Source organism: Hydrogenivirga sp. 128-5-R1-1, from assembly GCF_000171895.1.
On record NZ_ABHJ01000003.1, the window covers coordinates 93,229 to 113,379 of the forward strand.

The window sequence follows — 20,151 nt, forward strand, 5'->3', positions numbered from 1 at the left end:
TAATTTTAACCCACCTCCCTGATAAAATAGGGAGGTATGAGAGAGATAAGGGGGAAGAGCCTCTCCCTGTTGATAAAGGAGGACGACATAAGGAGGAGGGTAAGGGAGCTCGGAAAGGAGATAGAGGAGGACTTCTCGGATTCGGAGGATTTCGTAGTAGTCGGTCTCCTGAAGGGTGCCTTCGTCTTTGTGGCAGACCTAGTCAGGGAGATAGACCTCCCGGCGAGGATAGACTTCCTCTGGGTATCCAGTTACGGGCAGGGGATGGAGAGCTCCGGGAGCATAAGAATAGTCAAAGACCTTGACACGGACATAGAGGGAAGGGATGTGCTCCTCGTTGACGACATACTTGACACTGGAATAACCCTCAGGGAGGTTTACGACTTCCTGAAGATAAAGAACCCTTCCAGACTGAAGACCTGCGTATTCCTTGATAAGAAGGGAAGGAGGAAGGTGGAGTTTGAAGCCGACTACGTCGGCTTTGAGGTTCCGAACGTCTTCCTCGTAGGTTACGGACTTGACTGGGGAGAGCTGGGGAGAAACCTGAAGGGTGTTTACGCCGTGGAGGATTGAGTAATGAAAGCGGTAGTCTTGAAAGGGTTCGGGGGCGTTGAGAAACTTGAGCTCGTTGAAGACTTCCCGACTCCCGAACCGAAGGAGGACGAGGTTCTCGTCAGGGTTAGGGCTGTCGCGCTGAACCACCTTGACATCTGGGTCAGGATGGGGGCTTTGGCAGTTAAACCCGAGCTGCCCCACATTCTTGGTTCCGATGTGAGCGGTGTCGTTGAGAAGGTGGGAAGTCTCGTGAAGGACATAGATGCAGGTGAGGAGGTGATCGTAGCACCCGGGCTCTCCTGCGGACGCTGCTACGACTGCCAGAACGGCGAAGACAACCACTGCAGAAATTACGACATCCTCGGACTCGCCAGCAGGGGAGGCTACGCCCAGTACGTATGCGTGCCTGCGAGAAACATCATAAGGAAGCCCAAAAACCTTACCTTTGAGGAGGCAGCCAGTTACCCTCTTACCTTCCTTACGGTGTGGAACGCCCTCGTTGAAAAGGGGGGTATAAAGCCCCACTCCAGAGTTCTGATATGGGGAGGCTCCTCGGGAGTGGGTGTAGCCGCCATACAGGTGGCAAAGCTGTTCGGAGCCTTCGTTATAACGACTGTAGGTAGCGAGGAGAAGGCTGAAAGGTGCAGAGAGCTCGGGGCTGATGTAGTCCTGAACCACTACGAGAAGGACGTGGTCAAGGAGGTAAGAAGCCTCTTCAGGGAAGGAGTTGATATAGTCGTGGATCACGTGGGAAGTGCTACCTTTGAGAAGAGCATAAGCTCCCTCAGAAAGGGGGGTGTCCTAACCTTCTTCGGAACCACCACAGGGAGCGAAGCTAAGGTGGATATAAGACACCTTTTTGTCAGGGAGATAGCCCTGAAGGGTGTTTACATGGGCAGGAGGGCAACTTTGTTTAAGATAACGGAGCTCTTTGAGAGGGGTCTTCTAAAGCCCGTCGTGGACAGGGTGTTCCCCTTGGAGGAAGCTGCGGAAGCCCACAGGTACCTTGAAAGCTCAAGACACTTCGGTAAGGTTGTGCTCAGGGTTGATTAGGAGAGGGCTTCCTTCAGCGCCTTTAACGCTATATCAGCCCTGTTTTCCATCTTGTCCCTTTCCTTCTCCTCCGGAAAGAGAGATAGGATCTCTTCCTTTGTGGGCTCCGTGCCCTTCTTCTTTACGAGCTCACACATGTAGTCGGTGATCGCCAGGAGCTTCTTGCACCTCTTTGTTGCGTTGAACTTGCAGTCAACGACCTTGCCGTTTTCCTTCTTAACGAACACGGTTACCCTATGGCAACCCTCGGTGCAGCTTCCCTTTAGACCCTCTTCCTCCGCTTCAACGAAGTTCTTTAAGCCCTGTTTTACGTACTCCGCCACCTTCATGGGAAGGTATTATACCAGCCCGGGTGTGAGTTCAACCTCCATCACGAGGGCTGTCTCGCCGTCGGAGTAAAATTTCGGTCTCTCCCTAACGACCTTAAAGCCGGCAGACCTGTAAAGCTTTATGGCGGGCAGGTTTGACTTCCTCACGTCAAGCTGGACGCTCCTCACCTCTCCCTTCAGCTCCTTCAGGAGCTCTTTCAGAAACCACTTTCCCGCTCCCCTGTTTCTGAACTCGGGCGTTATGGCGAAGGTCATCACGAAGGCTTCCTCCTTAATGACCCAGAGCACGGCGTATCCTATGAGCTCTCCCTCATTCTCAAGGACGAACCTGTGGGAATAGGGAAGATTGAACTCCCTCCTGAAGGCGTCCATGCTCCAGGCGTCTGTGGTAAAGGATAGCCTGTTTATCTCGTAGACCCTCGGCAGGTCTTCCTCCCTCATCGCCCTGACCCTTAAAGCCATCGCTTGAAATTATAATTAAGGAGGTATGTTTAGGTTTATCGCACTCCTCCTCTTGGTATGTTCCATCTCCTTTCCGAAGGTCTTTGTGGCTAAGTGGGACGGTGCAATAACGCCGATAACCGTTGACTACATAGACAGGTCTCTCACAAAGGCTGAAAGGGAGGGTGGAAGCCTTTTCGTCCTCCAGTTGAATACGCCAGGGGGTCTGGCGGAGTCCATGCGCAGGGTAGTTCAGAGGTTCCAGAGGAGCCCCCTACCGGTGGTGGTCTTCGTCTATCCTCCCGGCGGAAGGGCGGCATCGGCCGGGGCGATAATAACCGTCTCCGCGGAGGTTGCGGCTATGGCTCCCGGGACTAACATAGGGGCAGCCCACCCAGTCCAGATAGGAGGCGGAATGCCCGGTGACAAGAAGGAAAACAAAGAAGAGAAGGACGTTATGAAGGAGAAGATCCTTCAGGACATGCTCGCCTTCGTAAGGAGCATAGCCAAGGAGAAGGGCAGGAACGTAAAGGTCGTGGAGAAGATGGTGAAGGAAAGCCTCTCCCTGTCCGCGGAGGAGGCGCTCAGGGAGGGCGTCATAGACCTGATAGCGAGGGACATGAAGGAGCTTTTAAAAAAGATAGACGGCAGGAAGGTTAAAAAGTTCGGCAGAGAGATAGAGTTGAGGACTGAAGGCGTGGAAGTTGTTTACGTGAAGGAGAGTTTCAAGGAGGAGCTCCTCAAGGTTATAACTAACCCAACGGTGGCGTATCTGCTGCTCATGCTGGGCTTCTACGGGATATTCTTTGAGCTGTACAACCCGGGGGCTGTCATACCGGGTGTGGTCGGTGCTATATGCCTCCTTCTCGGACTCTACGGGCTATCCCTCATATCTATGAACTGGCTCGGGTTGTTCCTCATAGTCCTCGGCGTGCTCCTTTTCGTGCTTGAGCTGATAACTCCTACCTTCGGTGCGCTCGCCGTGGGAGGGGTGATATCCTTAGCCTTAGGCTCCATATTCCTCATAGATCCCGAGTCTCCGTACGGAGAGCTCCCCAAGTCCGTCATAACCGCTGTGGTTCTTGCGAGCGCCCTATTCTTTCTCGTAGCCGGCAGGCTCGGGTTAAAAGCCCAGAGAAGGAGGAAACTGACCGGCGCCGAAGGCATGATAGGTGAAGAGGGAGAGGCTATAACTGACTTCAAGAAGGGGAAAGGGAAGGTGGTCGTTCACGGGGAGATATGGAACGCCCTCAGCGACCAGGATATAAAGAAGGGAGATCAGATAAGGGTTGTGGCTTTAAAGGGGCTCAAGCTCATCGTTGAGAAGTCCTCTTCCGAGCCTCCTGAACAAAGACGAGAACCTTAGCCACAGCTTCGTACAACACCGGTGGTATCTCCTCAAACACCTCTATCTTTAGGAGAGCCTCTATAAGGTGTCTGTCCTCAAGGACGGGCACCCCCTCCTTCTTCGCAAGCTCTATTATCCTCTCGGCGAGTTCACCGGCACCCTTGGCTACCACTATGGGTGCCCTGTCCTTTCCCTCGGTGTATCTGATAGCAACCGCCTTCTTTCTCTTCTCCTCCATGGTCACACTCTCAGGTTGAACACGCTCTCCTCGCCGAGCTCATCGGTGATCTCCTCCTCAAAGGACTTCTCTTCGTCCCTGACAACTTCCATCTTCCTGACATCAAGACCGAGCTCCTCTATATCCCTCCTCAGAAGCGGTATGGAGCTCTCAATCTCCCTCTCTAAGGCTTCTATGTCCGTCTTAAATAGTATGTTCACAAACTCTGGCTCACTCTTCTTTGGAGCCTCTATGAGAATTCCGAGGAAGCCTTCGTCGTAGTTGAGCTTAACGAATATCCTGAAGGAGTCCTTCATGGAGAAGGCTAAGAGCCCCTTCCCCTCCTCAGTCCGAAAGGGCACAGCAAACCTCCTGCCCCCCTGCGCCACGAAATACGCCTGCATGTAATTGATGTTTTCAAGTCTGGTGAGGTTCTCCTTAACCTCCTGAGGCAGTTCGGAGGTGAGCCTTTCCCTGAACTCAGAGAGTCTTTCAACCTCCTCCGCCATCTCCTTCACCTGTCTGGCTATAAGGTTCACATCTTCAGTGTTGAGCTTTGAGCTCAGGAGAGTGTTTGCACCCTTCACGAGGTCTCTCAGATGGGTCAGGAGTTTATCTCTGTTGGGCACTATAAGCTCTGGGTTCTCCACCTTAAGCCCCACGAGGTTCAGCTTCCGGGTGAACTCCTGGACGCTGCCGTTCTCAAGGCTCTTCAGGGCTTCCCTGAATATGTCCAGCGTCTTTGGGTTCGTCTCCATTGAGGAGGTGAGCGCTTCCCTTACCTTCACCTCTATGCCCAGAGACCTTGCTCTGTCAACCACACTGGCGAACATGGAACGCACGAGCTCCCTCACGGTCTCCCTTATGAGGGTGAGCCTCTGTTCATTACCGCTTATCTTTGCCTCTATCTCACCCTCAAGGGAAACGAGTCCACGGAAGAACTCAAGCCTCTCACCCTCCTTCGCGGACTCCAGAAGGCGGGCAACCTGCTCCCTAAAAGCCTCTGGGACGTCAGCCCTCCTCAGGAAGCTCTCTATACGGGATGTGTCCGCCTCGCTCAGAGACTTGAGCACCTGATACTTGATGTCCCCTTTGATCTGATCCGCTCCGAGGACTCCCCTCAGGAAGTCCCACACCTTCCTCTCGTAAAGAAGCCCGGAGTTCTCCACGCTCTCCCTGACGTTGCCGTCCTTCAGGGGAGGGACGTCCATACCAAGGACGGTCTTCAAGAGCTCCTGAACGCCCCTTATTCCCGAAAAGGAACGCTCTACCCTGAGCGTTACGGGGTTCTTTGACTCCAGCACGAGGGTGAGTTCGTCCCCCACCTTGACGGGCATGGCGAGCCTGTTCTCAGCCTCAATCTCGTAGTTGTTCTCAAGGGTGAGTATCACCTTTCCCTGCTCAAGGGACTTCACGGTAGCCCTGAAGCGTGAGCCCAAGTCTCCCAAAGAGGCGAGCAAGGCTTCCGGGACGCGGGAGAGTATCCTTATCTCATACACCTTGGCAGTCTCGTAAGCCTCGTAGGCTTTGTTACGCAGTATGGCGGTGTCCAGAAAGACCCCTTCTACCCTTCTACCTTCCATCAGCTTTAATATCGGTTTTAAGGCTCTTTATGAAAGCGAGGGCACCCCTCGCACCCAGAAACTCCCCAGCCTCAGAAAAGCCAAGGGATACGCACGAGGACGGGAGAGACTCGGACAGCTCTTTCACCCTACCCTCCACATCTGCCAGGAGCTCTCCCATACCTTCCACCACACCTCCCCCTAAAACTATCCTGTCAGGGTTGAAGAGGTGAACCATGTTCATAAGACCTACGGAGAGGTATTCCTTGAATGTATCCACGGCGCGAAGCGCCGTCTCTTCACCCCCAAGGGCTCTCTTAACTATCTCGTAGTCCGGGAGTGTCTCTCCTCCGAGCTCTCTGTAAATCCTCTGGAGTCCATAGGAGGAACAGTAGGCTTCCCAGCACCCACGCCTCCCGCAGTTGCAGGGGTATCCGTTCCTCTCAACTATGTGGTGTCCCACTTCCATAGCGGAGCCACAGACACCGAAAAAGGGCTTACCCTCAATCACGAGACCTCCACCGAGACCCGTTCCGACGGCAACGAGGAGGAGGATTTCGCTCTCTCTGTTGTCAAAGAACCACTCTCCGAAAGCTGCTACGCTCACATCGTTGCCCACAACGACCTCTATGCCGCTGTCTCTGAAGAGTTCCCTGAAGTCAACGCCGTCTATCACCGGTATGTTGGGAGACCTGTAAACCTTTCCCGAAGTCGCGGTGAAACCGGCAACGGCTATTCCCACAGCGGTCGGACTCCCATCAAGGACTATCTCCTTGACTCTCTTAAGGAGGGTTTCCCTGTTGTCCTTTATGTTCTTTATGAAGTGCTTCTCCCTCCTGCCGTCCTCCCAGAGCACCTTGATAAAGGTTCCTCCTATATCAACTCCCTTCAGCATACTCTATCTCCGTGACCTTAAAGCCTCCCGTACCCGTATAACCGTAAACTTCCACCCTTATCCTTCTCTTGACGACCCCTTTCTCCTTAACGCCGATGACAGCCTCCATCATTATGAGCTTGCCGCTCCGCTCAACCTCTTCCTCTATGGTGACGTTCCCCCTCACCTTCTTAGCGTTCTCCACACACAGCTTTGTGAGTCCAGCAACGCCACCGAGCTTCCTCAGGAGCTTACCCTCCATGTGTTCTGCAAGTCGGGAGGCTACCTCGGGCGAGCAGTCCTCAAGCCCCGCTACGAAGAGATAAGCCCTCCTCAGAACCTCTATCTCCTCAGAGCTTTCCTCTCCCCTCTGGGAGTGTATCAGATAGGCTATCAGAAGAGGATACAGTAAGGCGAGGAGAACGAAAGCCCCTATCACCGCATCCTCAACCTTTACGCCTCTCTTCAGAGCCAACCCTTCCTCCTGACCCAGAGAAGGAGAGCGAGCGTTACGAGAACCATCAGGGCGAGAGAGTAAGGATAGCCGTACTTCCAGCTCAGTTCGGGCATGTTTTCAAAGTTCATGCCGAATATACTCGCTATCAGGGTGGCGGGAAGGAATATGGTGGCGAGGACGGTAAAGACCTTGACAGCCTCGTTCTGGCGTATGGTTATCAGTCCGAGCAGGGAGTTCTGGATGCTGTCTATCTTCTCCATGTAAAAGGAGGTGTAGTCAAGCAGCGTGTTCAGGTCGTCCAGGAGTATCTTCAGCTCCCTCTTAGTCTGGGCGTTTATGAGGGGGCTTTTCAGGAAGCGGGATAGTATCCTCACCTTCTCGTTTATGGACTCCCTGAGGGTTATGTTCAGCTCGTCATAGTAGGCTATGTCCTTTATGAGCTCCTCCGACTGCTCCACAAATATCTTCTTCCAGATGTTCCTGATCCTCTTGCCCACTATCTCCAGCCTGTCCCCTATCCTGTCAACCTCCAGGCTGAGTATCTCGGCGAATAGGGACTCCGCAAACTGTATGTAGGCTCTGTTGGTCTTCAACCTGTTGAGGAATATGAGTATCGCCGGTATGTCCCTGTACCTCAACGTTACGAAGTAACGTTCTCTTATGAAGAAGAATACGGGTTCCACTATTATCTCTTCCTTCTGCTGTATAACGAAGGACATGTTTATGTTTATTGCATCCCCCACCTCCGTGTACTTTGAGCTTATCTCTATATCGCCCATGACCTCTTTGGAGGGCATCTCAAAGCCTATGTTTTTCTCCAGCCAGGCTACCTCTTCGGCGTTCGGGTCAAGGGCGTCCACCCAGAGTATCCCCTTCCTCCTTACCTTATCAAAATCAGAGGGTTCCCACTCGGCAACTTCTCTCCCTGTAATTGTGTACAGTTTTATCACACCATAATTTTAACAGCGCTAACTCCAGAGCTCCCTTATTTCCTCCGGGAGCTGTCTTATCACATCCTCAACCTCTCCCCAGGTGACGTGTGCCTTTATAACCTTGAACACACCCCTCGTGAACCTCTCAGCCTCATCCATGTTGGCTATGTCCCTACCTCTTACGAGCCCGGGGTCTTCCATAACCCTCCTTAGAAAATCCTCCTTCTTCTTGATGCTCTTGTCGGGTCCCCGGGTTGGATCCCAGCCATCACACCAGACAGCCTTCAAGACCATGGGTAGCTGGGCAGCGAAGTCCTTGCCCTCTCTCGGGTCAAGGCGGTCTCTCAGGGTGTGAAGGACGGCCTTGGTCACCCTGAAAGCTCTGTGCTCATCATCAACACCAAGCTCCTTCATAACGTCGTGCAAGAAGCTGTGTCCCTTCTGAACCCACTCATCAAAGAGCCCCATCTCTCCACCTCCTTATATTTATTAATCTATCTCCTCTTGCGCATACGAGCCACGTTTCTCCTGTGTTGGGAGTAGGTGGTGCTGAATATGTGCCTCTTCCTCTTCGGGTCTACCACGAAGTAGAGATACCTCACGTTCGCGGGTTCAAGGGCGGCTTTCAGGGAGGAGAGTCCGGGGTTACATATAGGTGTGGGCGGAAGCCCGAAGTAGAGGTAGGTGTTGTATGGGTCGTCTATCTGGAGGTGTTCCTTCTTAAGTCTTCCTTCCCACATCCCCTTCCTTTTCAGGGCGTATATAACGGTTGGGTCTATCTGGAGCTTCATGCGCTTTTTGAGTCTGTTGTATATGACGGCAGCTATGAGGGGCTTTTCGTTTTCCCAGAAGGTCTCCTTCTCTATCATGGAGGCTACTATCACCCACTCCTCTATTGAGAGACCCTTCTCAGCCACACGGGGTCTGAGGTCAACGGTCTTCTTGAGGAAGTTCCTGTACATCGTGTCTATGACCTTCAAGGGATGGGTGTTCTTGGAGAAGAGGTAGGTATCCGGGAAAAGGAAGCCCTCCATCGTGGGTGTGGAGAGCCCGTAGCTCCTTGAGGTTGTCTCAGACATGGCGTACCTGAGGAAGTCCTCCTTCTTGCATACCTTTTCCTTTTCAAGGAGCTCCGCTATGTCGTAAAGGTCGCTACCCTCAGCCACAACTATCCTGTGGAGCTTGTGTATCCCCTTGGAGAGCTTCTCGTAAACGTCAAAGGGGGACACGTACCCGCTGAACTCGTACTCACCCGCCTCCAGTTTTTCCTTCCTGAGGACGTGTATAAGGATTAAAGAGAGCCTGCTTCTGATAAGACCCTCCCTGTGGAGGGTGTCTATTATCTTCACCGTGGGGGTACCGTAGGGTATATCTATCGTCCTGGTCTCGCTCACGTAAACGGGCAGAAAGGCGTAGGTGAGGTAAACGAGTAGCATAATGAAGAAGGCTGAAAGGAGAACAAGCTTTCTCATCTGGAGTGAAGGTACTCTTCCAAGATAATCTGGGCTGAGATCGCGTCAAGAACCTCTCTGCGTCTTCTGGGGGGCAGGTCTCTGAGGCGGCTCTCCGCTTCCATCGTTGAGTACCTCTCGTCCCATAACTCTATGTCCACGTCCTTGAGTCTCTTGCGGAGAGCCTCTGCGAACTCCCTGACAAGCTTTGCCCTTTCACCTTCCCTGCCCGAGGGAGTAAGGGGCAGTCCCACAACCACCTTCTTAACGCCCTTTGACCTGACGATATCCTCAATTCTGTCTAAGAGATTCGCGTCGTTTCTAAGAACGCCCTTGGGAACGGCTATACCTAAGTCCGTATCTCCTATGGCTAAGCCTACCCTCTTAGTCCCGAAATCTATGGCGATTATCTTCAAGACTCTCCGGCGGTTTTAAAGCCCACCACCTTATAGAGGGGGCAGAAACCAACGACCGAAGTTATTATGAACACTATTCCTATTATTCCCAGAATCCACCAGGCTCCTCCGTTCTGGACGGCGAGTACGATGAATATTATCGCGAGGATTATCCTTACGGCTCTGTCCCATGCTGCCATGTTCTTTTCCATGACTCTTCCCTCCTTTGCCTCTTAATTATAGTTCATGGCGGAAGGGGAGGGATTCGAACCCTCGGTACCCGAAACCGGGTACACGGCGTTTCCAGCGCCGCGCCTTCGTCCGCTCGGCCACCCTTCCTCAGGCTAAATATTTTAGCCCACGAGAGGGGTCTGTCTAAAGACCAAATACATCTCCCAGCGTATTCCTGAACCTCTCGTATATCCTCGCCGTGGCTATGGTGTCCTTAAGGTTGTAAAGGGCTATGTCCCTGTATCTGCCTTTAGCAAAGTACTCCTTAACGTCGTGTCCGTCCATATCCTCTTTGGGAGAGGGTATACCAAGCCTTCTACAGACGAACTCAAGGGAGTACTTCCTTCCCTGTCCGTGGAAGCTCAAAAGGTCAAGCAGGTCAAGGTGGTTTCTGTACTCGTACCTGTTGCCGATGAACTGTCTTGAAACCTTCACACCCAGGACGAAAGACCTGAGCATTAGAAAAACGGAGTCAAAGCCCCTGCCGTTAAAGGACACGAACCTGTATCCCTCCTTCTCCTTAGCCTTCTTCCAGAATTTGGTGAGTATCCTCCTCTCAGCCTCCTCTATACCCTCTTCCATGGAGAAGCCTACCATGTGAACTCTGAGCTCCAGCTCACCCCCCTCAAACTCCTCCCTGAGTTCCAGCTCCTCCTTAGAGTCCCTGTCTGAGAGGTACATGACCAGGGCTAACCCCTCGGAGACGTTCAGTAAAGCCACGCTAACGAGGTGTGCTGTGAGAGCCCAGAGGGAGAGCCTCTCCTTCTGCTTTTCCCTGTCCTCTTCGGTATCAGCGTATTTGAATATGTATTCCCAGTCTTCCTCTTTGAGGTTCTCTTCTTTTGTGGGTACCGTCTCTATGTCAAAGATTATCGCTTCCAACATGCCCACCCTCCAGAAAGGATTATAATTCAAGCTCAGGTTGAGGTTGGCAAAACCCAGTCCACCCCAGGCTATACTGCTGTCCTACGTTGCGGTAATAACCGTTGGGTTGGTGCTATTCAGGGTTCTGCCGACCACGAAGGGGGACGTTTCCCTCGTTGACAGCCTGTTTACTGTAACCTCCGCCGTCACAGTGACCGGCTTGACGGTTCTCAACACTGAGAAGGAGCTCACCGACGTGGGCAAGTGGCTTCTCCTGATCCTTATTCAGATAGGTGGACTCGGCTACATGACCATAACCACCTTTCTGCTAATAACCCTGAGGAGAAAGATAGGGCTCAAGGAGCGTCTCGTCCTGTCGGAAGCCCTTAACTATCCAGGTATACATGGACTCGTGCGTTTTTTACGCAGGGTCGTCCTGTTCGCTGTCCTTACGGAGCTCGTGGGGTTCTTCCTTCTCTACCTGTGGTGGCTGCCGGACATGGGCTACAGGGGAGCTCTGTTTCCCGCCCTGTTTCATTCGGTATCGGCTTTCAACAACGCCGGCTTTTCCCTGTTCGGGGACAACCTCGTAAGGTTCAGGGAAGACCTCTTCGTAAACATGATCGTGATAGCCCTTATAGTCCTCGGAGGTATAGGCTTCTTCGTTATAAACGACCTCTACCTTTACTACACCCGCAGGGTCAGAAGGCTCTCAACCCACACGAAGCTCGTCCTCTCACTGAGCGGGATACTGATCCTGCTCGGGTGGCTCGGTCTTATCCTCACGGAGTTAGCCCACTACTCCGGTGTGTGGGCTTTTGACTGGAAGACGAGGCTTACGTCCACCCTATTCCTCAGCGTGTCTTCAAGGACTGCGGGCTTCAATACCGTTGATATAAGCCTACTCTCGGAGTCCTCTCTCTTCCTCCTCATGCTTCTCATGTTCGTGGGGGCTTCGCCTGGAAGTACGGGAGGGGGCATAAAGACCACGACCTTTGCCGTCATACTCCTTGCGGTGGTATCCTACATCAGAGGCAGAGGCGAGGTGGTGGTCTTCAGCAGGAGCATAACCCAAGGGCAGATACACCGTGCGATGGTCGTCATGGCGCTGTCGTTCCTTCACATAGCGCTGGTAAACCTCCTCATAGACAGGATAGAGGAGAAGGACTTTCTCAGCACCATCTTTGAGGTCGTGTCCGCCTTTTCCACCGTGGGTCTGTCGGTAGGCGGAGGGGAGGGAGTCAGCTTCAGCGCTCAGCTGTCTCCGGTAAGCAAGCTGCTTATAGTTGTAACCATGCTGGTCGGCAGGGTAGGGATAATCAGCTTTGCTATGGCTCTTATAGGCAGAGAAGTGCACAGCAGGGTCAGACATCCAGAGGCGAGGTTGTTGCTGTGAAGAAAACCTTCGGTGTTGTGGGACTTGGAAGGTTTGGATACCACGTCGTTAAAACCCTTGCCGAAGCGGGTGTAGAGGTTATAGCCATAGACAAGGATGAGGATAAGGTCAGGCGTGTAAGCGACTTCGTGACACACGTATACGTGGCTGACGCCCTTGATGAAAAAGCTCTTGAGGAGTCGGGGATATTCACAGCCGATGTGGTGGTGGTTAGCATAGGGCAGAACATAGAGGCGAGCATACTCGTAACGGTTCTTTTGATAGACAGGGGTGTAAAGGAGGTGGTAGCGAAGGCTATAAACCCCCTGCACGGCGAGGTTTTGAGCAGGCTCGGCGTAAATAGGGTCGTGTACCCTGAAATGGAGATGGCGGTCAAGCTCGCCCGCTCGCTTCTGATAACGGGCATGGTGGCTGAGATACCCTTCGCCCGGGGTTACAGCATATTTGAGATAGAAGCCCCAGAGGGGCTTGTGGGGCGTTCCCTGAAGGAGCTTGATCTCAGGAACAGGTACGGGGTGAATGTGCTCGCCATAAAAAGAAAGGACGAGGTTGTGGTAAACCCCTCGGCGTCCGAGAGGATACTTCAGAAGGACGTGCTCCTCGTCCTGGGAAGCGAGGATAACATAATGAAGATGGTGAAGGGCTAAAAGCTCATGCTCCTTAGCTCCTCAATCCACCGCCTGTACTCCTCTGCCATGGAGGGGTGGTTGAACTTCATAGCCTGCTCAACGCCACGCTCCAGGACTTCAACCGCCTTGTTGAACTCTCCCAGCTCCTCGTAACACTTTGCCAGAAGTCTGTAAACTGCGCCCTCATCCTCCTGTAGCCTGAGGTACTCCTCAATGTGCCTTATGGCGTTCTCATAGTCTCTAACCTTGTAATACTCCTGGGCGAGGGAGTAGTGCACCATAGGGTTGTCGGGTGCTTTATTGAGCATCTCCCTGAAGTAGCTCAATCTGTCCATTCCTTACCTCCTTGAACAGGCTCATGTCTCCTTCAACTCTCTCCAGAACCACATCCGCACTGCCTATAGTAAATTTAATGCTCAGCTTCACGGGTATGTTGGTCTCCTTATCAACCCATACGAACCACTTGCCCTTAGGCTTAAGGATGCCCTTGGTCTCTATCTCAGGCACGAGAAGAACCTTCCAGGTGGAGTAGGTCTTCCCCGATATTTCTACTTTATCCTCCGATAGAGTCCTGTAGTGAACGTTCTGTATCTTGGCGTCGTAGAAGACGTTTATAGTTCCACCTTTGTAGTTGGGGGTGTCTATGTAAACCAGAAAGGAGGTTGAGAATGGGTCAAAGAGGTAAACGGAGCTCTCAAGGAAGCCTTCCTTAACCTTCTTCTCCTCTCTCTTATGTCTCACTATCCTGTACCTGACGCCCCTCTTCAGGAAGTCGTAAAGGTGGTCTCTTATAAAGCTCCCCTCCCTCTGAAAAAGGGCAAACTTCTTAGGCTTTAACGCCTGAAGTGTAGCCTCACCCCAACTGTTGACCCTCTTGACAAGCCTACCCACTACCACGGTCTTAGCCCAGGAGCGTATCTTGAGTTCCTCTCCCTTGAGGGTGTAGTCCACACAGCTCTCCGCAACGGGAAAGAACCAGAAGTAGACCCTGTAACAGGTCTCCAGTTCCTTTGAAAAGACGAGGAAGGGGAAGAGTATAAAGAGAAGAAATTTCATTGCATAAGGACTCTATTGACCTCCTCTATGGAGGTTATTCCCTTCTTGACCTTGAGCATGCCGGACTGATAGAGGGTTCTCATGCCCTTCTGGAGCGCGAGGTCTCTTATGTCGTCAGCGGTGCCACCCTTTATTATGAGCTTCCTGAGCTCGTCGTCTATCTCCATGATCTCGTGAACTGCCATCCTGCCCTTGTAGCCCGTGTTGTTGCAGGTGGGACATCCCTTCTCGCTCGCCTTGTATATAACAGCATCCTCATCGGGAGACTTGAGGACACCCATCCTCACGAGAGCTTCCTTTGGAACATCGTGGGGCACCTTGCAGTCGGGACAGAGCCTCCTTATAAGCCTCTGGGCTACCACGAGGACGAGAGAAGAACCAACGAGGAAGGGCTCTATGCCCATGTCGGTCAGTCGTGTAACGGTCGTGGGTGCATCGTTTGTGTGCAGCGTGGAGAAGACGAGGTGACCGGTCAGAGAAGCCCTGACGGCTATATCTCCCGTCTCCTGATCCCTTATCTCACCGACGAGTATTATGTCTGGGTCCTGCCTGAGAAACGCCCTCAGGACGCTTGAGAAGGTAAGCCCTATCCTCTCGTTGACCTGCACCTGGTTTATGCCCGGTATGGCGACCTCAACGGGGTCTTCGGCGGTCATTATGTTAACGTCAGGCTCGTTCCTCTCCATGAGAGCGGAGTATAGGGTAGTTGTCTTACCGGAACCGGTAGGACCCGTGACGAGAATCATCCCCCAGGGCTTCCATATCGCGCCCCTGAACTTCTCCAGGTCGTCGGGCTCAAAGCCGAGGTCTTCCAGCTTGACGTTCAGGTACTTCTCAGCCTCCTGAATCCTCATGACGACCTTCTCGCCGTAAACGGTTGGCACGGTTGAGACCCTGAGGTCTATCTTCTTCCTGTCTATCTTTATCCTTATCCTTCCGTCCTGGGGTTTTCTCTTCTCGGCTATGTCAAGGTTTGAGAGTATCTTGTACCTCGCTACAAGGCTGTCCTTTATGTTTATAGGTAACTGGTGGTATATCTTCAGAACACCGTCCACCCTGTACCTAACGAGAACCTTCTTCTCAAAGGGCTCTATGTGTATGTCGGAGGCGCCCATCCTCACAGCCTCAAAGATGAGCCCGTTGGCTAACTTGACTATAGGGGCTTCTTCTGTGGCATGGAGGAGCTGGTCTATCGGGGTGTCCTCTTCTTCCTCCTCTATCTCAACCTCTGAGTCCTCTATCTGGCTAAGGACGTCCCCAAGCTGGGGAAACTGCTTGTCCAGGATCCTCTCTATGGTGGACAGGGGTGCCACGTAAGGGACTATGCTGTTGGCTTTTGTGTAAAATCTAAGCTCGTTTATGAGGTTCTGGTTGAGCGGGTTGAGCATTATCACGTGGAGCTTACCCTTCTCGTAAAGGACGGGCACGACTTTGAATTTACGCATGAAGTCCTGAGGTATTGAGTTGAGTATGTGGGAGGGAACGTGAAGTTCCTCAACCTCTTCCTTCCAGACCTTCTGGGGTAGTATGGTCTGAAAGAAGTTCATTATCTCCTTCTCAGACAGGACGCCGAGCCTAAGGAGGGTTTGAAATATATCCTCGTCCTCCTTCCGTTCTTCAAGAACCTTCTTTATGTCAGACTCTTTTATATACCCTGCCTTGAGCAGAAGGTTTAAGAGTTTCTCATGCTCCATAGCTCTCCTCTTCTGAAGGAAAATCCCCTGTTTCTACATCTATTCTAAACTTCTCAAGGGCTTCCCTGAATATCTTTGCTCCCTCGGCGTACCTCCTGACGAACCTCGGTTTAGCCTCTTCGTAAAGTCCGACAAGGTCGTGGAATACAAGCACCTGGCCATCGCAGAATTTCCCCGCTCCAATTCCTATAGTTATGACTTCCGAGCTTTCTGTCAACTCCCGGGCGAGCTCCCAGGGCACGCTCTCAAGCACTACTACAGGCACCCCCGCACTCTCAAGGGCTTTGAAGTCCTTCCTCAGCCTCTCAGCCTCCTCCTCTTCTCTGCCGACCACCTTGGGCGTCCCAAACAGGTTTACGGACTGGGGTGTATACCCCAGGTGCCCCACGACGGGTATGCCCGTATCTATAAGCCTGGAGGCGAGCTCCGCCACCTCCTCACCACCCTCTATCTTGACAGCCTGTGCCCCTGTTTCCTTTAGAACCTTCCCGCAGTTGTAGAGGGCGTCCTCCACAGACACCTGATAACTCATAAAGGGCATGTCAACGACCATGAACAGCTCTGGAGCACCCCTCCTGACAGCCCTTGCGTGGTAGATCATCTCGTCTAGGGTGACCGGAAGCGTGGAATCAAGACCCTGAAAAACCATACCGAGAGAGTCGCCCACGAGCACAGAATCTATACCAGCTTCTTGGCACAGCTTAGCGGACAGGTAGTCGTAGGTTGAGATCATAGTTATCTTTTCACCCCTGGACTTCTTTTTCCGTAGGCTCTTCAGGGTCACCCTTCCCACAACTCTATTTTAAGTTAAACCTCCTCCTGTAAACGAGGTTAATGAGTATGCAGCTGACCAACCTCCTCTGGAAGGTGTTCCTCCTGCCCTGGAATTTCTTTATAGACCTTAAAAACCTGTCCCTGTCCAGCAAGCCTGCAAGGTAGAGAAAGGCTATCAGAAAGGGTACACCGGGTATCAGCGGTAACACGAGACCTACAACACCGAGCAGAAGGAGGACGGCTGCAACGAAGAGCCTCATCTTGATAAGGTTATCAGAGCCACACCGCTCACGACGAGAATCGTTCCTATGAGCTTCATAGGAGTAAAAGTCTCCCCGAGGAGTATGAAGGCGAACAGACTTGCCCAAAGGGGCGAGCTCGCCACTATGGGCGCCACCACCGACACATCACCGACCTTGATCGCCTTGTAGTAGAGCAGTAATCCGAGAAAACCTGATATGAAACCCCCGAAGGAAACTATAGCCACGTCCCTCCATGGATAGGTGAAGCCTTCTCTAAGGATGAGCATGGAGAGGAGGGCAAAGACCGCCGCAGTAAAGTTGTGAAAGAATATCCCCGCTATGGGTGGTATCTCCCCTCTGAGTCCCAGCTTGAATATGAGGGGGGCTGTCCCCCAGACGAGAGCTGAGAGGAGGGCAAAGATGACCGCTTTCACAGTTCAAAGACCCCTATAACCGGTGCATGATCGGAAGGCTTGGGCGTTCTTCTCTTTCTGGGCCACAGGTCAACGTAAACCTCCTTAAGCTTGCCGAGCAGAGGCTCCGTTATGAGTATGTAGTCTATACGCATTCCCTTGTCCTTCCATATCATACCCCCTATGTAGTCCCACCACGTAAACTGAACCCTGTCCGGGTAGAGGTATCTGAAGGCGTCTATAAAACCCCACTTCAAGACCCTTTCAAAGGCTTCCCGCTCCTCTTTCATGGTGCCTATGGTATCCTTGAGCAGCTCTGGGTCAAATACATCTATATCCTCCCTCGCAACGTTGAAGTCACCAACCATGCATATAGGCTCTTCTGGAGAGAAGTTGTCCGAGAGGTATCTCAAGAGCCTGTCGTAGAACTCCAGCTTGTAGTAAAACTTCTCTGTTCCCCTCAGGTCGCCGTGGGGTGCGTACACGTTTATAACCCTTATCTCGCCCACCTTTGCACTTATGACCCTCTTTTGCTGGTCAAAGTACTCGTCTCCGAATCCCTTTCTCACGTCCTCCATAGGAAGTTTTGAACATATACACACGCCATTATAGGTCTTTTGGGCAAAGACCTCACACCTGTAGCCTCTCTCTTCAAACTCTCCGTAAGGAAAGTTCTTCTCTTCCTGTTTCAACTCCTGGAGACAGAGAACGTCAACGGGCTCCCTCTCAAGCCAGCTGAAGAGAAGCTCCTTCCGAGCTTTTATTGAGTTCACATTGTAGGTCGCTATCTTCATGACTCCTGTAATTTTACAAATTAATTTACCACCTATCTAAGACTAAACGTGACTTGGCGGGATTTTTCGGGATAGGGGGTAAATGTTGAGTGTCAAGGTTTATAAGGAAATCATTATATTCTTAAGGAGGGGGTGGTAAATTTTTTGTAACAAAAGTGGTAATTTTTTTTGCAAAATTCGCTCACTTCTTCAGATACTTCTCCCTGTATATTTCTCTCAGATGCTGGGGGAGCTTGTCCTCGGGAAACTCACCCCTTGCTATCCTGTTGAGATGCCACCACCACTTCTCAAGGGGCTGGGAGGGGTCGTCTTGGAGCGGGTCAGAATTTAAGGTCTTCTGATAGTACTTTTTGGCGAAGTCTAAATATTCTCTAAGGTGGTGTAGTAATATCCTATCGTGGGCGACGACCAATTCATCACTGTCAAGACCTTCCCTATGAACATTTTCCCTTTCTTGAGGTATTGGGTAGGGTTGTTCTTTGAAGTCCCATACTGCTGTTTGATACATCCTCACAGCAAGCGGAGTTTTTGTTTTAACTGCCATAGCTTAATTGTAAATCTATCCCACCCTCTGGAGCGTGCAAGCTCCTCATAGGAGGAGAATTCTTCCTCAAGCTCGTAAAAAGTTATCTTCCAATGTGGAGGTTCTATCACAGCGATTTTCCTATTCAGTTCAAGTATAAACCTCGCTCCTTGTTTGTATATTAGAACCTCGGGACGTTTGATGTGTTCCACAAAAAGGCTATCAAGTTCTTCAGGATTTTTAAGCTTCCATCCATTTACATATTTCCTCTTCAAGTAGTGCAGTGTTAAGCTGTCTATCTCCTGTAAGGACAAAGCTTTTTTTATTTCGTTGGGGAAATTTTCTTCAGAACCGAATATCTCAAGGAAGTCTCTCCTTAGAGGTTCTGTAACATATTTCTCTTTCCACCTCCCTGCCCTAACTGTCCTCCCGATAGTCTGAATTACCTTAAACTCTTCCTTCCCGACCCTATTTATCAGATTCTTCTTCCTGACAAAGGCGTTGAGTTCCCTGTCCCAGAGCTTTTCTATATCAACCCCAAGGGCTTCCAGGTCTTTTATATACTGAGGAGCTATCTTCTTCAGGGTTTCTCTGTCCAGCTTTTCTTCTCTTCTCCTCATCCCCTTCCTTCTCACGACAGGGATAAGGTAGCACATGCATTGGGGATGGGGTTTCTCTGAGAGCTTTGTCTGGCGGAGGGGGTGGGATTCGAACCCACGGAGGGCTGCGAACCCTCAAGGGATTTCAAATCCCCCGCCTTCGTCCGCTCGGCCACCCCTCCAGCCTGCGTTAAAGGTTTACCCTCCTCCGTACTCGCTCTGGTCGATCTCCATCTCAAACTCTTGGACAAAGTGTTCTATGAGATTAACTAGATCCTGAATATCCTTTTTAAGGTGGTACTCGTAAAGGTCAATCCTCCTCTCGTGGTAATGGTCGTCCACATAATACCTCACCCTCACGTATGGAACACCCACCTCAGAGCTGTATCCCTCTTCTCCCGGTAGGACGACTTCAACCTCCGTTTCCGTCCCTTCGTTTCTCTTCTTGAAGATATCCCTGAGCTTCAGAACCTTCTCCTTGTAATCTTCCCAGTTGTGTTTCATAGTGAGTCCATTTTAGCACAATCCCACAACGGATATATTCAGCCTGTCCGCCCCGCGGAGAAACTTCTCCTTGTCAACCACATAAACCTTTCCGGCCTCCAAGAACAGGGCATCGGCTTTCGCCGTCTTCAGGGCTTCAAGGGTCTCAACGCCCACCGTTGGTACATCTATCCTAAAGTCCTGATTCTTGCGGGCTACCTTTACAACCCTCACGCCCTTGCCACCGAGCCTACCTCCCCTGAGTATGGTCTCCTGAGTTCCTTCCATGGCTTCAACGGCGACAACCGCCTTGTCCTTTACAACTATAGTCTGTCCTATATCAAGCTCGGCAACTTCCTTGGCTATGATGAAACCAAAGAGCCCGTCCTCCATAACCTCCTCGGAAGGTTCTCTCCTCCCCATAGTTCCCTCCTCAGCAAGGAGTTCTTCAAGGTAGGGTCTGGGGTCTATAAACTCAAAACCCTCTTCCTCAAGAACCTTCATGAAGGCTTTTACGACGCTTGCTGGTCTCCTGTCCTTAGCTTTTCTCAGGACGCTGAAGGCTTTGAGGTCAAACTGAAGTATGCTCGTGTATATCAGCCTGTGCTCAAACTTTCCAAGCATGACAACCCTATCCACTCCCTTCTTTCTGAACAGCTTTATTAGCTTGCCCACCTTGCCAACAGGCAGGAGATCGTCCGTCTTTATATCGGTTATGCCCTTTACACCTACTACAAACACCTCCTCACCCCTTTTTACAGCTTCTTCTCGGAACACTTCGGGAAGGCGACCCTTCCCGGCTATAAGACCTATTGGCATAACAAAAATACTTTAAAATA

Annotated in this window: 28 protein-coding genes and 2 tRNA genes; 5 read left to right on the forward strand and 25 right to left on the reverse strand. The window is 51.7% G+C overall.

The window, feature by feature from the left end:
- The first annotated feature begins 36 nt into the window (after window positions 1–36).
- Together hpt and HG1285_RS13335 are read left to right on the forward strand one after the other, a co-directional pair.
- A complete protein-coding gene (hpt, locus tag HG1285_RS13340) occupies window positions 37–573 on the forward strand; it encodes a hypoxanthine phosphoribosyltransferase (RefSeq protein ID WP_008286585.1) in 537 nt (178 codons plus the stop codon).
- A 3-nt stretch (window positions 574–576) separates the two neighbouring features.
- Window positions 577–1,608 (forward strand): zinc-binding dehydrogenase, encoded by a 1,032-nt coding sequence (locus tag HG1285_RS13335; protein WP_008286586.1) that lies wholly within the window; start codon window positions 577–579, stop codon window positions 1,606–1,608.
- On the opposite strand, the gene HG1285_RS13330 is transcribed toward HG1285_RS13335, so the two are convergent.
- Entirely contained in the window at window positions 1,605–1,937 is a 333-nt protein-coding gene (locus HG1285_RS13330) for a nicotinate phosphoribosyltransferase (protein WP_008286587.1), read from the reverse strand. The two genes, HG1285_RS13335 and HG1285_RS13330, sit on opposite strands and share 4 nt — an antisense overlap.
- 9 nt (window positions 1,938–1,946) lie before the next feature.
- Window positions 1,947–2,399: a ribosomal protein S18-alanine N-acetyltransferase gene (gene rimI / locus HG1285_RS13325; protein WP_008286588.1), complete on the reverse strand. Its 453-nt coding sequence runs from the start codon at window positions 2,397–2,399 to the stop codon at window positions 1,947–1,949.
- A gap of 25 nt (window positions 2,400–2,424) precedes the next feature.
- Here rimI and HG1285_RS13320 point away from each other — a divergent pair, with 25 nt between their 5' ends.
- Window positions 2,425–3,744 carry a nodulation protein NfeD gene (locus tag HG1285_RS13320; protein ID WP_008286589.1) on the forward strand — a complete coding sequence of 440 codons (1,320 nt, stop codon included), beginning with the start codon at window positions 2,425–2,427 and terminating at the stop codon, window positions 3,742–3,744.
- Here the strand turns inward: HG1285_RS13320 and HG1285_RS13315 are convergent.
- From HG1285_RS13315 to HG1285_RS13265, 11 genes are all read right to left on the reverse strand, one after another.
- Complete coding sequence (locus tag HG1285_RS13315) at window positions 3,692–3,964, reverse strand: EscU/YscU/HrcU family type III secretion system export apparatus switch protein (protein ID WP_008286590.1); 273 nt, start codon at window positions 3,962–3,964, stop codon at window positions 3,692–3,694. The genes HG1285_RS13320 and HG1285_RS13315 overlap by 53 nt on opposite strands.
- 2 nt (window positions 3,965–3,966) lie before the next feature.
- A complete protein-coding gene (locus HG1285_RS13310) occupies window positions 3,967–5,526 on the reverse strand; it encodes a hypothetical protein (RefSeq protein ID WP_008286591.1) in 1,560 nt (519 codons plus the stop codon).
- The gene (locus HG1285_RS13305; protein WP_008286592.1) at window positions 5,516–6,400 is read right to left on the reverse strand and encodes an ROK family protein; all 885 of its coding nucleotides are present in this window, start codon (window positions 6,398–6,400) and stop codon (window positions 5,516–5,518) included. Before HG1285_RS13305 ends, HG1285_RS13310 begins: the two co-directional genes overlap by 11 nt.
- Window positions 6,384–6,854 carry a hypothetical protein gene (locus HG1285_RS13300; RefSeq protein WP_008286593.1) on the reverse strand — a complete coding sequence of 157 codons (471 nt, stop codon included), beginning with the start codon at window positions 6,852–6,854 and terminating at the stop codon, window positions 6,384–6,386. Before HG1285_RS13300 ends, HG1285_RS13305 begins: the two co-directional genes overlap by 17 nt.
- Entirely contained in the window at window positions 6,845–7,786 is a 942-nt protein-coding gene (gene corA, locus HG1285_RS13295; RefSeq protein WP_008286594.1) for a magnesium/cobalt transporter CorA, read from the reverse strand. The genes HG1285_RS13300 and corA overlap by 10 nt, the downstream gene beginning before the upstream one ends.
- A gap of 18 nt (window positions 7,787–7,804) precedes the next feature.
- Window positions 7,805–8,236 (reverse strand): DUF2267 domain-containing protein, encoded by a 432-nt coding sequence (locus HG1285_RS13290; RefSeq protein ID WP_008286595.1) that lies wholly within the window; start codon window positions 8,234–8,236, stop codon window positions 7,805–7,807.
- 26 nt (window positions 8,237–8,262) lie between these two features.
- A complete protein-coding gene (mltG, locus tag HG1285_RS13285) occupies window positions 8,263–9,240 on the reverse strand; it encodes an endolytic transglycosylase MltG (protein ID WP_008286596.1) in 978 nt (325 codons plus the stop codon).
- The gene (ruvX, locus tag HG1285_RS13280) at window positions 9,237–9,635 is read right to left on the reverse strand and encodes a Holliday junction resolvase RuvX (RefSeq protein WP_008286597.1); all 399 of its coding nucleotides are present in this window, start codon (window positions 9,633–9,635) and stop codon (window positions 9,237–9,239) included. The genes mltG and ruvX overlap by 4 nt, the downstream gene beginning before the upstream one ends.
- Window positions 9,632–9,826 (reverse strand): DUF2892 domain-containing protein, encoded by a 195-nt coding sequence (locus tag HG1285_RS13275; RefSeq protein WP_008286598.1) that lies wholly within the window; start codon window positions 9,824–9,826, stop codon window positions 9,632–9,634. Before HG1285_RS13275 ends, ruvX begins: the two co-directional genes overlap by 4 nt.
- Before the next feature lie 35 nt (window positions 9,827–9,861).
- Window positions 9,862–9,953 (reverse strand) — tRNA-Ser (locus HG1285_RS13270).
- Between the two features lie 36 nt (window positions 9,954–9,989).
- A complete protein-coding gene (locus HG1285_RS13265; RefSeq protein ID WP_008286600.1) occupies window positions 9,990–10,730 on the reverse strand; it encodes a 3'-5' exonuclease in 741 nt (246 codons plus the stop codon).
- Window positions 10,731–10,773: 43 nt separating this feature from the next.
- Between HG1285_RS13265 and HG1285_RS13260 the strand changes: the two genes are divergently transcribed.
- Both HG1285_RS13260 and HG1285_RS13255 read left to right on the forward strand, forming a co-directional pair.
- Window positions 10,774–12,105: a TrkH family potassium uptake protein gene (locus HG1285_RS13260; RefSeq protein ID WP_008286601.1), complete on the forward strand. Its 1,332-nt coding sequence runs from the start codon at window positions 10,774–10,776 to the stop codon at window positions 12,103–12,105.
- A complete protein-coding gene (locus HG1285_RS13255; RefSeq protein ID WP_008286603.1) occupies window positions 12,102–12,752 on the forward strand; it encodes a TrkA family potassium uptake protein in 651 nt (216 codons plus the stop codon). Before HG1285_RS13260 ends, HG1285_RS13255 begins: the two co-directional genes overlap by 4 nt.
- On the opposite strand, the gene HG1285_RS13250 is transcribed toward HG1285_RS13255, so the two are convergent.
- The 12 genes from HG1285_RS13250 to lpxI form a co-directional block, all read right to left on the reverse strand.
- Complete coding sequence (locus HG1285_RS13250; protein ID WP_008286604.1) at window positions 12,749–13,069, reverse strand: tetratricopeptide repeat protein; 321 nt, start codon at window positions 13,067–13,069, stop codon at window positions 12,749–12,751. The two genes, HG1285_RS13255 and HG1285_RS13250, sit on opposite strands and share 4 nt — an antisense overlap.
- Window positions 13,032–13,790, reverse strand: coding sequence for a DUF3108 domain-containing protein (locus HG1285_RS13245; protein ID WP_008286605.1), 759 nt, complete (start codon window positions 13,788–13,790; stop codon window positions 13,032–13,034). The genes HG1285_RS13250 and HG1285_RS13245 overlap by 38 nt, the downstream gene beginning before the upstream one ends.
- Window positions 13,787–15,484, reverse strand: coding sequence for a GspE/PulE family protein (locus HG1285_RS13240; protein WP_008286606.1), 1,698 nt, complete (start codon window positions 15,482–15,484; stop codon window positions 13,787–13,789). Before HG1285_RS13240 ends, HG1285_RS13245 begins: the two co-directional genes overlap by 4 nt.
- Window positions 15,474–16,217, reverse strand: coding sequence for a 3-methyl-2-oxobutanoate hydroxymethyltransferase (panB, locus tag HG1285_RS13235; protein WP_232219457.1), 744 nt, complete (start codon window positions 16,215–16,217; stop codon window positions 15,474–15,476). Before panB ends, HG1285_RS13240 begins: the two co-directional genes overlap by 11 nt.
- Before the next feature lie 64 nt (window positions 16,218–16,281).
- Complete coding sequence (locus HG1285_RS13230) at window positions 16,282–16,518, reverse strand: hypothetical protein (RefSeq protein ID WP_008286608.1); 237 nt, start codon at window positions 16,516–16,518, stop codon at window positions 16,282–16,284.
- Window positions 16,515–16,934 (reverse strand): EamA family transporter, encoded by a 420-nt coding sequence (locus HG1285_RS13225; protein ID WP_008286609.1) that lies wholly within the window; start codon window positions 16,932–16,934, stop codon window positions 16,515–16,517. The genes HG1285_RS13230 and HG1285_RS13225 overlap by 4 nt, the downstream gene beginning before the upstream one ends.
- A complete protein-coding gene (gene xth, locus HG1285_RS13220; protein ID WP_008286610.1) occupies window positions 16,931–17,707 on the reverse strand; it encodes an exodeoxyribonuclease III in 777 nt (258 codons plus the stop codon). Before xth ends, HG1285_RS13225 begins: the two co-directional genes overlap by 4 nt.
- 181 nt (window positions 17,708–17,888) lie before the next feature.
- Window positions 17,889–18,251, reverse strand: coding sequence for a hypothetical protein (locus tag HG1285_RS19415; protein ID WP_157560477.1), 363 nt, complete (start codon window positions 18,249–18,251; stop codon window positions 17,889–17,891).
- Entirely contained in the window at window positions 18,218–18,850 is a 633-nt protein-coding gene (locus HG1285_RS19035) for a hypothetical protein (RefSeq protein WP_232219451.1), read from the reverse strand. Before HG1285_RS19035 ends, HG1285_RS19415 begins: the two co-directional genes overlap by 34 nt.
- Window positions 18,851–18,920: 70 nt before the next feature.
- A tRNA-Ser gene (locus tag HG1285_RS13210) sits at window positions 18,921–19,011 on the reverse strand.
- 16 nt (window positions 19,012–19,027) lie between these two features.
- The gene (locus HG1285_RS13205) at window positions 19,028–19,333 is read right to left on the reverse strand and encodes a hypothetical protein (RefSeq protein WP_008286614.1); all 306 of its coding nucleotides are present in this window, start codon (window positions 19,331–19,333) and stop codon (window positions 19,028–19,030) included.
- A 12-nt stretch (window positions 19,334–19,345) separates the two neighbouring features.
- Window positions 19,346–20,131, reverse strand: a complete 786-nt coding sequence (gene lpxI / locus HG1285_RS13200; RefSeq protein WP_008286615.1) for a UDP-2,3-diacylglucosamine diphosphatase LpxI — start codon at window positions 20,129–20,131, stop codon at window positions 19,346–19,348.
- Window positions 20,132–20,151 lie beyond the last annotated feature (20 nt).